Origin of the sequence: Bradyrhizobium sp. SZCCHNR1017 (assembly GCF_032381375.1) — a bacterium.
Taxonomy (GTDB): Bacteria; Pseudomonadota; Alphaproteobacteria; order Rhizobiales; family Xanthobacteraceae; genus Bradyrhizobium.
The window spans coordinates 254,040-267,379 of the sequence record NZ_JAUHIR010000001.1 but is presented as its reverse complement, the minus strand read 5'-3'; the positions used below and the strand labels follow the sequence as shown (position 1 = coordinate 267,379).

Here is a 13,340-nt window from a genome sequence, read left to right as displayed (position 1 = left end):
GGTGAATTCGGCGCTCGGCACTGCGCCGAGCACCGAGGACTTCGTCAAGCAGGTCGCCATCAGCGACATGTTCGAACTGCAATCGAACCAGCTCGGCGAGCAGAAGGGCAACGCGCGGGAGAAGAGCTTCGCCGCGCAGATGGTCAAGGATCACACCAAGACTTCGACCGAGCTGAAGAGCATGGTCGAGCGCGGCAAGGTCAAGGTCCAACTGCCCGTCGTTCTCGACAGCGCGCATCAGAGCAAGCTCGACAAGCTGAAGGCAGCGAGCGGCAAGGACTTCAGCTCGGATTTCGACGACATGCAGGTCAGCGCCACAAGGACGCGGTGTCGCTGTTCGAGCGCTATGCGAAGGGCGGCGACAATCCGGCGCTGAAGGAATGGGCCGGCAAGACCCTGCCGGCCCTGCAGCATCATCTCGAAATGGCGCAGAACCTCGACAAGGGCAAGTGAACGAACGATATGAGCGCCGGTCCGAGCTGGCCCACATGATGTTCGGATGCTGTGCCGTGCAGTCCCGTCGTCAGGCGGCGCGGACGGAGGATTGCCGAGTGATCGATGCTCGACTCGATCCGTTCGCGATCGACCTCGATCCGGCCTTGCGGCGCGGTCGACCATCGTGCGCACGTCGGTGAGCCTTGCCTTGGCAGCGCTCAGTCCGTCGAAGATGGCTTGGCTGTCGGAGAGCGTCTCAACGGCCGCTTTCGCTTTGGCGAAGGCGGCGTCGGCCTGCCGCCCGGCCTTGTCGACGGACTTGATCGCTTCGGTTCTGCTCGCGTAGGCGCGATAGCGAGATACCAGCACCTCGCCCCCGAGAACACAGGCAAGCGCCGTGACCGAGAGCATTGATGCCGCAAAGAGCTGACCCGACTCGCATTGATGCATTTTCAGTTGCTTGTTTTGATCAACCCAGAAGCCGGAACTAAGGGGGCCTTAACTACACAGGTTTCGCCGAGCGCCAGATCGTCGCGATCACGCATCGGGTCCCGTAATTTCACGGGCTTCGATGGTGATGCCGCATCAGATTTCATGAGAGTTCCACGACAGGGGCGCGAAGGACTGGTCGGACTCGCGCGATGTTGCCCAGCTCCGAGCATCGCTGAGGGCAGGAGCATCGCCAAGATGCCGCAGCAGTCCCCGGCTGCGGGCCGCACTTTGGTTCCGCGCGCAGGTGCAGAAAGATCAGCGGTCAACGCGGTATCATGCTAACATAAGTTATTGAAGTCGCACCGAATGGAACCCCAATAAACCAACTCGGGGGAACCACTCTTTGAGTCATCTGGTCCGCAAGCTCGAGAATTTCGTCCGCCTCTCTGCGGCCGACCGCCTGATGCTCAACCGCGCGGCGGCTCAACGGGTAAGGACCTTCGCGCCACGCACCGACATCGCGCGCGAAGGCGAGAAGCCCAAGGACGTGCATCTGATCCTGAACGGCTGGGCCTGCCGCTACAAGCAGCTCGAGGACGGCCGCCGCCAGATCGTCTCGTTCTTCCTGCCTGGCGATATCTGCGATCTCAACATCTTCATCCTGCGCGAGATGGACCATTCGATCGGCACCATCACGCCGGTATCGATCGCCGACCTGCCGCGCGAGTTCTTCGACGAGATCAGCGCCGGCTATCCGCGCATTGCGACGGCGTTCTGGTGGGAGACGCTGGTCAACGCCGCAATCCAGCGCGAATGGACCATGAATCTCGGGCAACGCACCGCGTCCGAACGCATGGCTCACCTGTTGTGCGAGCTGTTCTTCCGGCTGCGCCTGGCGGGCCTGGCCGACGACAGCAGCTGCAGCTTCCCTCTCACCCAGGCCGATCTCGCCGAGGCGACAGGCCTGTCGAAGGTCCACGTCAACCGCACGCTGCAGGAACTGCGCGCCAGCAACCTGATCGTGCTCAAGGGCAAGATGCTGGTACTTCCGGACCTCGAGCGCCTGATGAGCGCCGGCCTGTTCAACGCGAATTACTTGCATTTGGACCGCGAAGGCCGTCAGCTCGACGCGAATGAGTGAGAGGTTCGGAGCGCTGGCGCTTGCGCTATGCTGACCGTGTCGGCACTCTGCCGGGGAAACGGCGATGGTCGAACAGCGCATGGTGGACGGACCCTTCGAGCAGGAGATCGTGCAGCGCCTCGGGCTGATGCCCAACCTGTTCAGGTCGGCGCCGTCGGCGCCTGAGGCGACCCGACAGCTCTGGCAGTTCGCCAAATGCGCCTATCTCGACACCCCGCTTCCGGCCCTTTTCAAGGAGCGGCTCGCCGTCCATCTGTCGCGCCTCAACCGCTCGCCTTATTGTCTGACCCGGCATTTCGGATTTCTGGTCGGATTGGGCAAGCCCGCGGGTGACTCGACGTCTCGCCCGGAGACGATCGATCGGGCGCGTCACCTGCTCGCGCGGCCGCTCGCGGATCCCGCGCGCGCCGCGGCGGCGCTCGACCGGCTTGAACTCGTCCAGCCCCCGCTCGACATCCCGGAGCCGGGCAGCGATGGTGAGGCGGACCTGTTCGAGGCCGCGTCGGTGCTGTTCATGCAGCGTGCTGATTCCGACCGCTCGCGGCGCGCAATCCGACATGCCTTCGGCAACACCAGGTTCGATCTGCTGGCGGCCTTCCTCGCCTATCTGCGCACAGCCCATTTCTGGGCCGATGTACACCTGCTTGCGATCGATTCGGACGTGCTTGCCCTCGCACAGACCGATCCCGAGCTTGCCGTCTGCCTCGGGTGCAGCGAGCTGCCGGAGGCAGGGCCGTCCGCACGGCAGCCGCATTCGAACGGCGGCGATGCCGGCGATCATCGGCTGCGCCGCCTCCTCGAGATCGATTCGGTCGGCGTGCTGTTCTTCGATCATGCAGCCGGCACCCTGATCGACGCCAACGAGGCCTTCTTGGCGATGACAGGCTATTCGCGCCAGGACATCGACAGCGGCGAGCTGACCTGGAAGAGCCTGACACCCCCGGAATGGATGCGCACATCGAGCGACCAGATCGAGCTGCTGCGGCAGACGGGCCGGATCGGTCCCTATGAGAAGCAGTATTTTCGCAAGGACGGGGAACGCGCCTGGATGATGTTCGCCGGCCGTGACCTCGGCGACGGCACCCTGGTCGGGCTCGCGATGAACATCGACGACCGCAAGCGCACCGAGGCCGCGCTGCGCGACAGCGAGGCGCGCTTCCGCCAGTTCGGCGAAGCATCCTCCGACGTCGTGTGGATCCGCGATGCCGAGACCCTGCGCTGGGAATATCTCAGCCCCGCATTCGAGACGATCTATGGCGTCCCGCGCAGCGCTGTGCTCCGCGGCGACCATCTGGCATCGTGGACCGAGCTCATGCTGCCGGAGGACCGGCCCCGCGCCATCGAGAGCCTCGAGCGCGCCCGGCGTGGCCAGCGCGACAGCCTGGATGTCCGTATCGTCAGCCAGCCGGACGACGTCACGCGCTGGCTGCGCATCCGTAGTTTTCCCATGGTCGACGAGCTGGGACGGGTGCAGCGCATCGGCGGCATCACCCAAGACATCACGGCGCTGGTCTCGGCCTCGGAGCACCAGAAGCTGCTGCTCGCCGAGCTGCAGCACCGCGTCCGCAACATGCTCGCCGTGATCCGCTCGATCATCCGCCGCACGGGCGACTCGAGCGACAGTGTCGAGGATTTCGCCAGTCACCTCGAAGGCCGCATCACTGCGCTGTCGCGCATCCAGGCGGTCGTCACGCGCGATCCCCTCGCCGGTTTCGATCTGGCCGAACTGATCGCCGATGAGCTGCGCGCCGGTGCCGCGCGCGAGGACAGGCAATTCTCGCTGTCGGGCCCCCAGGTGCGACTGAAGCCGAAGGCGGCCGAGAGCATCGGGCTTGCCATGCACGAGCTCGCGACCAATGCGCTGAAATACGGCGCGCTCACAGTGCCGCGGGGCTTCATCAGGATCGAATGGCGGCTCGATGAGCGCGACGCGGCCGACTGGCTGGTCATCGACTGGACCGAGACCGGCATGTCCGGCCGTCCGCTGGGTGCGCAGCGCCAGGGTTTTGGAACCGTGCTGCTGGAACAGATGCTGCCGTACGAGGTCGGTGCCCGCGTTGTCCGGCGCTTCGAGCCGAGCGGCCTCTGCTGCGAGATCCGGGTGCCCACCGGCGACATTCTCAAGCGTTGACGGGCCGATCGACGCTTCATTTCGCGGCACCGGTCGGTAACAATGGCCCAGGATCCCGCCGGCGCGGCGAAACGCCGTCGGCATAGCCTTCGCGGTGCATTCGGGGTATGCTCCGCTTGCGGCCAGAGGTGGAGGTCGCATGGGTCGCGCAACCGCCATGTCTTCGCCTTGGTTGGGGCGGATATGACCAAGTGTCGATGAGAATGGGAATCAGCCGAGCGTCGGCGCGACGGAACGATGATGGGACGTTCCCGAGCATGCGGCTCTGGCCAAGATGGATCACCGTGAACATGCAGATGCGTGGGCACGAGGGACAACCGGTATCCAGGTTCTGTGCTGATGCGGCCGGAGAGGCCGAGCGTTTCGTGGCGCAGTCGTCATCCGACGTTGGTGTCACGAAGCGTCAGTACGATGCAGCGTGAGTACGCGAAGCGTGGGTGCACGAGGCGTTGGTAGGACGACGCATCGGAACAGAGCCGAGCGCCGCCTGCGAGGCGGACGACAACGGAGGACGGAGCGTCAATGCTTGCAACGACGACCAAGGACGGCGATCAGCAGCCTCATGCCGTGATCGATCCCGAGATCGTGCTGGCGGCCCGCGCCGATCGCACTGCCGCCGAAGCGGACAGGCGCAGCTCGCAACGGCCACCGGACGTGCCCTCGCCGAAGATCGACCCTGACTACAGGACGCAGGCGACCAGCGACTTCGCGGTCACCAGAGAGCGCAGCACGTTCGCCACCTGGGCCGTGCGCACCATTCTGGCGGTGCTGTTCGCGGTCGGCAGCGCCGTCGCCGCAGCCGCCTGGCAGAGCTATGGAGACCAGGCCCAGGAGATGATCGCGCATTGGATGCCGCGGATCTCGCTGGCTTCGAACGCCGACAAGGATGCCGCGGCACAGCCAGCCGCGACCGCGCCCCAGCAGGCGGCCGCAGAAGCGCCGGCCGAGGCGCAGGAGCACGCAACGAGCGCGGTTGGCGCGACCTCGCAGGAGCAGGCGCAGTTGCTGCAATCGATGGCCCACGACCTCGCTGCCTTGAGCCAGCAGATCGGCGAGCTGAAGACGAGCCTCGCACAGTTGAAGGCCGGGCAGGAGCAGATGGTCCGCGACATGGCGCGGGTCGCCGAGGCCAAGTCCAGCGACAGGCCCACCGAGCGGCCGAGCGAGCGGACCGCGGAAGCACGGTCGTTCGATCCGCGCGCCATCGAGCAGACGATCCGGCCGCCGCGCCCGGCCGCGCGCCCTGCGACGGCGGCCGTGACCCCGGCACAGCCTGGTGCGGCAGCACCGCACCGGCCGCGCATGCCGCCGCCGGCCGCAACCAGCATGGCCCCTCCGCCGCCCGCCCCGATGCCGCTGCCGTCGGCGCCGGTCGATCCGGATCAGCCCGTGGTGCGCCCGCCAATGCCGGTGCGCTGAAGGATCCGCACAGGCGCCCGCGCTGGTCCGCGCCGATCGGCGCAGCGGTGATCGATGTCGTCGATCCACTTGTGGCGACGCGGCTTTCCGAGCTAAGGAACTGCGCCTGACAATGCGCATCCCCGAGGGGTTCATGAGCCTGACCGATCCGACCGTCCTGTCCGCCTCCGACCTCGCAGACCGCATCGCGATCCTGCGCGACAACATCCGCCAGATCACCGAGCAGGCCGCCTCGCAGTCGGGTGCCGCGGACGAGGAGCGCAACGCCGACCGCCTCGCGCAGCAGAGCGAGGAGCTCGACGTTCTGCTCAAGGAGCAGGAGCGGCGGCTGAACAAGTAGCCGGCGACCCCTTCGATCAATTCGCGCGTGCTGCACTGCGCTCGTTGTTGCCCGCGCTTCGCCCACAGGCTAGCCTCGCCGAAAACAAGCGGGAGGTAGCCAGAGAATGCGAAACGGTCTGCTTTACACGTCAACCCTTGCGGCATTGACCATCGCGGCATTGCTGGCGGCCCTGACACCGGGCAGCGCCGAGCCACGCCACATGTATACGACCATGGTACTGGAGGCGTTCGCCACCAAGGTCGAATGTCCCGGCGTCGATGTCGTCTATCAGGATCTGGTCCAGAAGGCGCAGGACATGAAGATGCCTGACGGCACGACCGAGAAGGTGCGCAAGGCGATCGCCTACATGCACACCGGCGGCAAGATGGGCGAGAAGCAGGACGACGATCTGATGGCGGAGGTGGCCGTCGCCACGCAGGCCATCGACATGGATCAGCGCCGCCTCGGCATGACGAACTGGTGCGAGGAGCAGAAGAAGACGCTGGCCGGCTTCATCCGTCCCAAGGGCTGACCCCGGAGCGGCCTCGGGGCTACCGACGGAGTGGAAAGACCGCACGGCTCGTCGGTCTGCGCACAGCCATAGCGGGCACGGCACAGCCCGGCGGCGGGCAGGAACCCGGATGGCCGCTGCCGCTTGGCCTTGAGCTGCTACGCAGCAGACATCCAGCCCGGAGCGAGCCATGCGCATCGAAACCGCCTTCCTGTTCGACCTCGACGGCACGCTGGTCGACAGCGTCTATCAGCACGTGCTCGCCTGGAAGACGGCGCTGGATGCCGAGAACATCGAGCTCTCGGTCTGGCGCATCCACCGCAAGATCGGCATGAGCGGCGGCCTGTTCACCAACCAGCTGCTGCGCGAGACCGGTTTTGCCATCGAGCCCGAGCGGATCGAGCGGCTGCGGAAAGCGCATGCGGCGGCCTATCAGAAGCTCGGAGGCCAGGTCCGGCCCCTGCCCGGCGCCCGCGAGCTGCTGGGTTTCCTGACCGATGCCGGCATCCCCTGGGCGATCGCGACCAGCGGCAGAATGGAAACGGCGGCCGTCAATCTCGCCGCGCTCGGCGTCGATCCCAAGACCAGCGCCGTCGTGACCCGCGACGAGGTCCGCTACGCCAAGCCTGATCCCGACCTGTTTCTCGCGGCCGCCGCCCGCCTCGACGCGCCGATCGAGCGCGCGGTCGTGATCGGCGACAGCATCTGGGACATGCTTGCCGCAACCCGCTGCCGGGCGCTCGGCGTCGGCCTGTTGAGTGGTGGCTATGGCTCGGAGGAATTGCGCCAGTCCGGCGCCATCCGCGTCTACGAGGACCCGGCCGACCTGCTCGACCACATCGACGAGGTCGGGGGCCGGCGTTGACTCCAGCCAGTCAGCTCTGCGGGCCCGACAGCGAGATGTCGCGTTCGGCGCGGAACACGTTGGCATAGAGGTTGGCGATCCACTGGCGCCCCGTCGATGTCATGTTGAGATAGCGGATCTCGGTCTGGATGTGCGGGGCGACGCTGTTCCAATAAAACTGCGGATAACGATTGACGATGTCGGCCGGTGACTCATAGCCGAGCTGCCGGTTGATGCCGACCTCCTCGAACTCGTGATACAGCGCGTTGGCCTTGCGGATGTAGTTGGGGTCGCCGAGCTGGCCGATCAGGTCGGCGGCGCGCACGATCGACTGCTCCTCGTCGAACTGCTGGCCGGCGAGCGGCGGAAAGCGCGTGCCCTCGATGGCGCGGGCGATGCGGTCCTTGTCCAGCGGCGCCATGCCTTCGATGCGGTTGATCACGTACAGCTTCGAGCGGTCGACGTGATACGGCATCAGGCTGGCATCGGAGGAGCCGCGCGGCAGGCAGATCTTGCGGCCGCCGCGATCGACGACGAAGCCATTGACATCGTCTTCCCTGAACAAGCCGCGGACATAGCCGATGTCGTGAAGCAGGCAGGCCAGGATGACGTGGACGTAGTCGTCCGCCGTCATGTGGCTGTGCAGCGCACGGCCGCGCAGGATCTCGTGGCCGGCCAACGTCACCAGCAAGGTGTGCTCGACGTTGTGATACAGCGCATCGCTGTTGCCGATGCATTCCAGCGCAATGCGCGCAGCTGCCGGAAGCATCTCCGTCAACTGGGTATGAGACGATCCGAAACGGCGTCGCATATAGGAGCTGAGGAAACGCTCCAACGCCGCTGCCGCGAGCTCCGGTAAGGTCATCATCGCCGCTGCCCCGCCTCAGACAGCCCAAACACAACGTCAAAAGACATAACGCCCGAAAACACAATCACGATAACGCGGCTCGTGGCACGACTGAGACGTCACGATGATCCGGCTCGGGACGGCCAGCTTCGCACGGACACGCGCGAGATCGGCCTCCCGGGGGCGTCGAGCACCTTGGCCGACGAGCATAGCCCAGGTCGAGGATATCGGCCACACCCGGACGAGCACACACCGGAAAACTGCGGGCCGAGCGGCTGCACCTGAGCAGCTCAAATTCGATCGCCGCGGCCCGTTCACCTCACGTGACGAGAGAGGCGGAGCGCGACGTGCAGGCGATCGCTAATGTCCCCGCACCGGCAGCGGCGGCTGCGGCGGTCGTGTCTCACCACGATGGGCCGGGCGCCGCGAAGGGGGACGGCGGGCCGACGCGGCTGCCGGCGCATCGACCGACTGCAGATAGGTGCTCAAGGCCGACGCGGCGTCGTCGCTGCTGGTGTAGTGCTTCTGCAGGAACAGATAGAGCGTCAGGCGAAAGCGCCCCTTGGCGAGCCCACGTGCCGAGCGATGACAGGTGGCGCAGCTGTCCGCAAACAGCCGCGCACCGGATTTGCCGGCATCGAGATTTTCCGCCCGTGCACCGCTGATGACAATCAGCAGCAGCACGGCCGATCCAACAAGCCTCAGCCGCGCTCCGGCGCGCCTGCGCGCGTGGACGCGCTCAGGCGACATCAGCCTGCGGGCTTTCCTCGGCCTGCGCACCCAGCGCATCGAGATCGACCAGCGCCGGATCGTCGGGCATCGGCTCGCTCTGCTGCTGTCCGCCGCCATGGACGTGCATCAGCGTCTGGACCCGGCGCGCGTTGAGATAGTCGACGTGCTGATGCGCCAGCGCCAGCGGCAACAGGGCCTTGGGCAGCGCGGTCATGGTGAACGCGGCGACGCGCTTCACCTCCTCGCCCTCGCGCCAAGTCAGGGGGCTCAGCGTATAGATCATCTGACGGTCGGTCTCGGGCGCCGGCAGTTGCCGCGTCTCGGGCGGCGCCAGCAGGGCCACGTTGATGTTGCCGGCCCGCGTGCGGCTTGCGGCGGCGCGCAGCTCCCAGCAGATCAGCTCCGCGGCGGAGAGCACCTCGCGGCGGATGTCGTCGACATCGGACGCGAAACGACTGGCCTCGCTCAGCGCCGCGCGGCCGCGCGTGACCGCATCGACGAGCGCCGCCGCACCGATTTCGAAGCGAGGAACCGCCTGCTCGATGGCGGTGGCGACGGCCTCGATGTCGTTGGCGGCGCGGTCGCGGTCGCGCTGCGCCACCGCGTCGGCGAAGGCGCGCTCCGCCAGGATGATCTGCTCGTCGCATTCGGCGACGGATGCGCGCAGCGCCTTGGCCTTCTGCTCGACGGCCTGCATCTTGGATTCGGCACGATCGAGCTGCCCGTTGCTGGCGCCGGCCTTGGCGAGCCGCTCCGCGACGACGCGCTTCTCGTCCAGCGCCGCCTCGGCCACGCGGAGACGGTCCGTCAGCCGCTGCCGCGCGGCCTGCTTGTCCTTCAGCGCACGCTCGAAGATCTCGACGGGGCTCAGCTCACGCTTGAAGAAGACCATGGCAATAATCCCTGGACGGCGGGCGCGCCGGCAACGTTGGTCAGCGGCGAATCCACTGCCGAATCATGTTGCCCGATTCTTGCGTGGAAAATGGGTCGGAAACCAGGATGAGATGCGGCACACGTTCCCTTGACGGAACGTATCCACCGCCGGCTGGTGCGGAGCAGAGTCGGCGGATCCGACGGACCGCGCGGCGATATTCGGTAAAATGGAATCCGATGTCAGCTCTGATGCGGACCGCGCATCATCCTCATGGCGTCCGCGATGTGGCGCCATTCGCGGGCCTCCTCGGCCTCGCCACTGGCTTCGCATTGCTGCGCCTTCTGCGCAGCCTGCGCGACGGCCGAGGCGCCGTGCATCTCGAGCATCTGCCGGGCGATCGCGTGGATCTGGACTTCAGACATCATGTCGAGCTCCTGTCGCCGGATCGAATGGTTCGCGACAACTTCCTCTGCGCCGATGCGTTCCGTGAGCTGGATCACTGCACGTCCGGTTCCACCGGCCCAGACTGCGCCCCGTAATTTACCTTACGTGATCAATCCGATTTCGCGCGCGCCGCCACGCTGTTACTTCTGACTGAGATTCGCCGGAGGGCGATTGAGGAGACGGACATGACGCAGGTCTTCTTCCACTGCTCCAATCCCGATGAGTTCCTCGTCGATCGGCGTGGAACCGCGGTCATCGATCTCGCCGAGGCCTGTGATCACGCCGAGCGCGTCATGCAGTCGCTGATCTCGTCCGAGAGCGAGGAGGATTGGCGCGACTGGGTGCTGCACATTTCCGACGATCTCGGCGAGGAAATCATCGCCATGCCATTCACGTCGGTGCTCGGCCCGATGCATTGAACGGAGCTGCGCACTGCGCCCTCCCCGGCGCTGAGACATTGTGTCCGCATTAGGGTTACCGGCTTCCTTACAAGTTCCGCTCCTCGCATTCTTCTCGCCACATTTGTCCGCCATTTCGGCGCTGTTGCGACGGAGGGGACATCTCATGACCAGACTGCTGACGGCCGCGGCCTTGGCGCTGACATTGACGGCATCGGCGGCGATGGCCGACGAGCACCGCGGCGGCGATGCCGCACTGGGCGCCTTGTCGGGCGCCGTCGTATTTGGACCGGTCGGGGCCGTTGCCGGCGCCGTCGTCGGCTATACCGCAGGTCCTTCGATCGCGCGCTCCTGGGGCTTCCGCCGCTCGCGTGCAGCCCGGTCGCAGCAGGTCCGGCGTCCGGTCAGGGACAGCCAGGCTGCGATGACCGAGTCTCAGCAGCAGCCGCAGGCCGCGCCGCGCAGCGCACCCCCGCCTGCACGGACCGTCGCTGTCGCTCCGCCGGCGCCGCGCGGCCCGGTCGCGCCGCCGGTACAGACACTCGAGTAGACACGCTGGTAAATCAGTAGCCGCGGGCGCGATCGACGACGTTCCGCAACGTCTCTCCGCGCAGCAACCGCCGCGCATTCTCCGCGACCTGCTGCGCGATCACCTCCCAGGAGGCGATCGCCGCCATGTGCGGCGTCACCAGCACGCCCGGCTCGCGCCACAGCGCATGGTCCGCGGGCAACGGCTCATGCGCGAAGACATCGAGCACCGCGCCGCGCAGATGGCCGCTGCGAAGCAGCGCGACCAGATCCTCCGTCACCAGGTGCTCGCCGCGGCTGCACAGGATCAGCGCGGCCCCCTTGGGCAGCCGGCCCAGGCGACCGGCATCGAGCAGGCCCACGGTCGAGGCCGTCAGCGGCAGCAAGCAGATCAGGATCTCCGTCTCGCCGAGGAAGGCGTCGAGCGCATCGGCGCCGCTATAGGTCCGCACACCGGCGAGCGCCTTGGGCGAGCGCGACCACGCGCTCACCGCGAAGCCCAGATCGACGAGACGGATCGCGGCCGCGGAGCCGAGCTCGCCGAGCCCGAGAATGCCGACCCGACGGTCCTTCGCTGCACGCTGCTCGTACCGACGCCACACGCCGTTGCGCGCATTGCTGACCACGCGGTCGAAGTCGCGGTGGAAATACAGCGTCCCCCACAGCACGAACTCGGTCATGGCCGCGGAGATATCGGGATCGACGATCCGGCACAGCGGCACGTCCGGCACGGTCGGATCGGACAGGATGTTGTCGACGCCCGCTGCGATCGAATGGATCAGCTTCAGCTTCGGCATCGCCGCCAGCGCGCCGGGCTCCGGCTTCCAGCACACGGCAAGCTCGGCGCCGCGCGCCGCGGCTTCCGGCCATGACGCGACGGTCACGCCCGGCAGCTCGCGCGCGAGCAGCGCCTGCATCGGATCCATCAGTCCGGGACGGCTGAGAAGCGCGACCGTGATCATGCCGGCCGCAGTCCACACCATTGCGCGACGAACATTGCAATGGACAGCGTGGTCTTGCGCACGCTGTCGAGATCGACACGCTCGTCGAACGCGTGCGGACCGATGCCATAGGGCCCGTAGCACAGCGCCGGGATGCCATAGTCGACCTGATAGTAGCGGGTGTCGTTGACCGCCGTAGAGAGCCGCACGTCGAGCGGCTGCTCGAACACGCGCGCATGTACCTCGGCGAGCGCGGCCTCCGCGGCGCTGCCGGGCTCGCACACCGCAGGATCGGCCTGAAAGCCGCTCCACACCAGCTCGACCGGATTCTCCGACAGGAAGCTGTCTGCGGCCTGCGCCTTCGCGAGACACTGCTCGATGCCGGCCATGGCCTGCGCCGGCGTCTCGCCCGGCAGCACGCCCAGCCGGCAATCGAGATCGCACCACGCCGGCGTCGAGCTCGCCCAATCGCCGCCCTTGATGATGCCGACGTTGAACTTGATCGGGTCCTTCACCGACGCGAACCATGCGTTCGATTTGGCGCGCGCGTTGATCCCTTGGGTGTGCTCCTGGAAGGCGCGGATCAGATGCATCGCCGAGAGGATCGCGTTGGTGCCGGTCTCGGCATAGGCAACGTGGACCGGCGTGCCGCGCACGCGCAGCCGGAACCAGATGGCGCCGACCTGCGCGCGGGTCAGCGTGTGGCCGGTCGGCTCCGGGATCAGGCAGGCATCCGCCGTGTAGCCGCGCATCAAGGTCGAGAGCGCGCCGTTGCCGGTGCTCTCCTCCTCGGTCACGGTCTCCAGGTGAATGCGTCCGTCCGGCACGAAGCCGGCGGCCTTGATCGCGTCGAGCGCGAAGATCATCGCGGAGACGCCGGCCTTCATGTCCTGCGCGCCGCGACCGATCATCCAGCCGTCGCGCACGATCCCCTCATAAGGCGGATCGTTCCAGAGATCGGTCGGCCCTTCCGGCACGACGTCGATGTGGCCCTGCAGGATCAGGCTGCGGCCCTTGCCCGCGCCGTCGAGCGTCGCCACCACCTGCTGCGAGCCGTCGAGTGCGATGCTGTCCATCGGCGCCGCCTTGGGATGGCGCATCAGGTCGACGTCCTCGAGGCTGAAGCGGTCGACCTGATAGCCGCGGGTCTCGAACTCGCCGGCCAGCCAGTCCTGCACCGGCGCCTCTTCGCCGCGCAGGCTGCGGAACTGGACGAGTTGCTGCAGGAAGGCGACCTGCTTGGCGAAGTTGGCATCGACAGCGGCGGCGAGCCGCTCCATCACGTCATTCGGCACAGCCGCCGCAGCGTCGGTCACGTCTCAAACCTCCAGCCTTCCCGTT

Annotated in this window: 15 protein-coding genes and 1 pseudogene; 10 read left to right on the top strand and 6 right to left on the bottom strand. The window is 66.8% G+C overall.

All coding sequences use genetic code 11. The features are described 5' to 3' along the window. Positions 1–67 precede the first annotated feature (67 nt). From QW863_RS35965 to QW863_RS01275, 8 genes and pseudogenes are all read left to right on the top strand, one after another. Positions 68–453, top strand: a pseudogene (locus QW863_RS35965) (DUF4142 domain-containing protein). Between the two features lie 105 nt (positions 454–558). Continuing rightward, on the top strand, positions 559–849 hold the full coding sequence (locus QW863_RS01305; RefSeq protein WP_315712286.1) for a hypothetical protein: 291 nt from the start codon (positions 559–561) through the stop codon (positions 847–849). Positions 850–1,270: 421 nt separating this feature from the next. After that, a complete protein-coding gene (locus QW863_RS01300; protein WP_315712288.1) occupies positions 1,271–2,008 on the top strand; it encodes a Crp/Fnr family transcriptional regulator in 738 nt (245 codons plus the stop codon). A 64-nt stretch (positions 2,009–2,072) separates the two neighbouring features. Then, a complete protein-coding gene (locus QW863_RS01295; RefSeq protein ID WP_315712289.1) occupies positions 2,073–4,139 on the top strand; it encodes a PAS domain S-box protein in 2,067 nt (688 codons plus the stop codon). A gap of 522 nt (positions 4,140–4,661) precedes the next feature. Next, positions 4,662–5,558: a hypothetical protein gene (locus QW863_RS01290; protein WP_315712290.1), complete on the top strand. Its 897-nt coding sequence runs from the start codon at positions 4,662–4,664 to the stop codon at positions 5,556–5,558. A 133-nt stretch (positions 5,559–5,691) separates the two neighbouring features. Then, positions 5,692–5,898 (top strand): hypothetical protein, encoded by a 207-nt coding sequence (locus QW863_RS01285; protein WP_315712292.1) that lies wholly within the window; start codon positions 5,692–5,694, stop codon positions 5,896–5,898. A gap of 106 nt (positions 5,899–6,004) precedes the next feature. Continuing rightward, the gene (locus tag QW863_RS01280) at positions 6,005–6,412 is read left to right on the top strand and encodes a hypothetical protein (protein WP_315712293.1); all 408 of its coding nucleotides are present in this window, start codon (positions 6,005–6,007) and stop codon (positions 6,410–6,412) included. Positions 6,413–6,581: 169 nt separating this feature from the next. Next, the gene (locus QW863_RS01275) at positions 6,582–7,256 is read left to right on the top strand and encodes an HAD family hydrolase (protein ID WP_315712294.1); all 675 of its coding nucleotides are present in this window, start codon (positions 6,582–6,584) and stop codon (positions 7,254–7,256) included. Positions 7,257–7,266: 10 nt separating this feature from the next. Here QW863_RS01275 and QW863_RS01270 read toward each other — a convergent pair whose 3' ends face one another. The 4 genes from QW863_RS01270 to QW863_RS01255 all read right to left on the bottom strand — a co-directional run bounded on the left by QW863_RS01270 (position 7,267) and on the right by QW863_RS01255 (position 10,110). After that, the gene (locus QW863_RS01270; protein WP_315712295.1) at positions 7,267–8,103 is read right to left on the bottom strand and encodes an HD domain-containing protein; all 837 of its coding nucleotides are present in this window, start codon (positions 8,101–8,103) and stop codon (positions 7,267–7,269) included. A 339-nt stretch (positions 8,104–8,442) separates the two neighbouring features. Next, on the bottom strand, positions 8,443–8,832 hold the full coding sequence (locus QW863_RS01265; protein ID WP_315712297.1) for a cytochrome C: 390 nt from the start codon (positions 8,830–8,832) through the stop codon (positions 8,443–8,445). Further along, complete coding sequence (locus QW863_RS01260; protein WP_315712299.1) at positions 8,822–9,706, bottom strand: hypothetical protein; 885 nt, start codon at positions 9,704–9,706, stop codon at positions 8,822–8,824. Before QW863_RS01260 ends, QW863_RS01265 begins: the two co-directional genes overlap by 11 nt. A 221-nt stretch (positions 9,707–9,927) precedes the next feature. Beyond that, positions 9,928–10,110: a hypothetical protein gene (locus QW863_RS01255; RefSeq protein WP_315712640.1), complete on the bottom strand. Its 183-nt coding sequence runs from the start codon at positions 10,108–10,110 to the stop codon at positions 9,928–9,930. Positions 10,111–10,317: 207 nt separating this feature from the next. On the opposite strand from QW863_RS01255, the gene QW863_RS01250 reads away from it, so the two are divergent. Together QW863_RS01250 and QW863_RS01245 are read left to right on the top strand one after the other, a co-directional pair. Then, positions 10,318–10,551: a DUF6894 family protein gene (locus QW863_RS01250; RefSeq protein WP_315712301.1), complete on the top strand. Its 234-nt coding sequence runs from the start codon at positions 10,318–10,320 to the stop codon at positions 10,549–10,551. Between the two features lie 145 nt (positions 10,552–10,696). After that, positions 10,697–11,080 (top strand): hypothetical protein, encoded by a 384-nt coding sequence (locus tag QW863_RS01245; RefSeq protein WP_315712303.1) that lies wholly within the window; start codon positions 10,697–10,699, stop codon positions 11,078–11,080. 13 nt (positions 11,081–11,093) lie between these two features. Here QW863_RS01245 and QW863_RS01240 read toward each other — a convergent pair whose 3' ends face one another. Beyond that, positions 11,094–12,020, bottom strand: a complete 927-nt coding sequence (locus tag QW863_RS01240; protein ID WP_315712642.1) for a glyoxylate/hydroxypyruvate reductase A — start codon at positions 12,018–12,020, stop codon at positions 11,094–11,096. Beyond that, the gene (locus QW863_RS01235) at positions 12,017–13,315 is read right to left on the bottom strand and encodes an ArgE/DapE family deacylase (protein ID WP_315712305.1); all 1,299 of its coding nucleotides are present in this window, start codon (positions 13,313–13,315) and stop codon (positions 12,017–12,019) included. The genes QW863_RS01240 and QW863_RS01235 overlap by 4 nt, the downstream gene beginning before the upstream one ends. Positions 13,316–13,340: the final 25 nt, after the last annotated feature.